Annotated in this window: 3 protein-coding genes; all 3 read left to right on the top strand. The window is 64.4% G+C overall.

Going from position 1 to position 1,789, the window contains the following annotated elements; all coding sequences use genetic code 11:
• A partial coding sequence (locus EN994_RS29765; protein ID WP_206530531.1) for a divergent polysaccharide deacetylase family protein occupies positions 1-381 on the top strand: 381 nt, incomplete at its 5' end.
• Between the two features lie 30 nt (positions 382-411).
• Positions 412-933 (top strand): RNA pyrophosphohydrolase, encoded by a 522-nt coding sequence (locus tag EN994_RS29760; RefSeq protein WP_013529078.1) that lies wholly within the window; start codon positions 412-414, stop codon positions 931-933.
• 110 nt (positions 934-1,043) lie between these two features.
• Positions 1,044-1,789: alanine racemase (locus EN994_RS29755; RefSeq protein WP_127308071.1), on the top strand; the 746-nt coding region annotated here is incomplete at its 3' end.

Raw genomic sequence — 1,789 nt, 5'->3', positions numbered from 1 at the left:
GTCATGAACTATATGGGCGCCCGCTTTTCCGCTGACGCGGCGGCGATGGAGCCGTTCATCGCCGAGCTCGGCAAACGCGGCCTCGCCTATATCGATGACGGCTCGTCGGCGCGCAGTCTGGCGCCGGATCTGGCGCTGAAGGACGGCGTGCCCTTCGTCGCCGGCGACATGGCGATTGATGCCGTGCAGGATCGCGGCGAAATCCTGAAGAAGCTCGACAGCCTGGAGGCGACCGCGCGGGCCAAAGGCACTGCCGTCGGCATCGGTTCGGCCTTCGACCTGACGGTCGATACCGTGTCATCCTGGGTGGTCGAGGCCAAGAAGCGCGGCATCGAGATCGTGCCGATTTCAGCGGTGGCTATCGATCCGCAAAAAGGCTAGCCCTCGGAAGACGGCTGGAAAGAGTGACTGATGCCAAAGACGAACAAAATCGACCGCGAAACGCTGCCTTACCGACCCTGCGTCGGGCTGATGATCCTCAATGCCGAGGGCCTGGTCTGGGTCGGGCACCGCATTGCCGAACCGGACAGCGAATTTGCCGGCACGACGCAGCTCTGGCAGATGCCACAAGGCGGCATCGACGAGGGCGAGGAGCCCCTGCAGGCGGCCGAGCGCGAGCTCTATGAGGAGACCGGCATGCGCGGCGTCTCGCTACTGGCCGAGGCGCCGGACTGGATCAACTATGATTTGCCGGAGCATCTCGTCGGCATCGCCTTCAAGGGCCGGTATCGCGGCCAGACGCAGAAATGGTTCGCCTTTCGCTTCCACGGCGATGTCAGCGAGATCCAGATCAATCCGCCGCCGGGTGGCCACACCGCCGAGTTCGACAAATGGGCATGGCGGCCGATGCAGGACCTTCCCGACCTGATCGTGCCGTTCAAGCGCCATGTCTATGAGGATGTGGTGGCGGCGTTCCGGCATCTGGTGCGATAGTAGGGGAGTAGGGGAGTAGGGGAGTAGGGTTGAATGTTCTGTTGCGGTCCGCGCCAAATTCTACTGACTACTGACTACTGACTAACCCATCCACCACAAGAACGGTCGCCATGAACGACGCCCTCCAAAAATCGCCGCCAGAAGAGGTCACCGCCACGAGCGAAGTGGCGGCTGGGGCCATCCTCACCATCGATCTCGGTGCAATCCGTGAAAACTACCGGCGGCTGAAGGCGCGGTTGGGCGATGTTGCCTGCGCTGGTGTGCTCAAGGCGGACGGCTACGGCCTTGGCGCCGGCCAGGTCGGGGCGGCACTGCTGCGCGAAGGCTGCGATATCTTCTTCGTTGCGCTTCTGGGCGAAGGCGTCGCCCTGCGCCGCTCGCTTGGGGCCGGCCCTGCCATTTTCGTGTTGAACGGCATTCCGCCCGGTGCCGAGCCGGACGCCGTGGCAGCAAACCTTTGCGCTGTTATCAACAGCCACGAGCAACTGGCAGCCTGGCGTGCTGCGGCCCGCCGCGCCGGCCGAAAACTGCCGGCCGCGGTCCAGGTCGACAGCGGCATGTCGCGGCTCGGCATGGCGCCTCGGGATGTGGATCGCATCGCCGCCGATCCGCAGGCTTTCGACGGCATCGACATCCGTTACGTGATGAGCCATCTGGCCTGCGCCGACGAGCCGGAGCATCCGGCCAATGAGAAGCAGCGGTCGGTGTTCGAGCGGCTGCGCGCAATGTTGCCGAAGGCGCCGGCGTCGCTGGCCAATTCCTCCGGCATCTTTCTTGGGCCGTCCTTTCACTACGATCTCGCCCGCCCCGGTGCCGCCCTCTACGGCATCAATCCGACGCCGCCAAAGTCCAATCC

Origin of the sequence: Mesorhizobium sp. M7A.F.Ca.CA.002.09.1.1 (assembly GCF_003998555.1) — a bacterium.
GTDB lineage: Bacteria > Pseudomonadota > Alphaproteobacteria > Rhizobiales > Rhizobiaceae > Mesorhizobium > Mesorhizobium ciceri.
The sequence above is the reverse complement of the archived record's forward strand: the minus strand, read 5'-3'. Positions and strand labels throughout refer to the sequence as shown.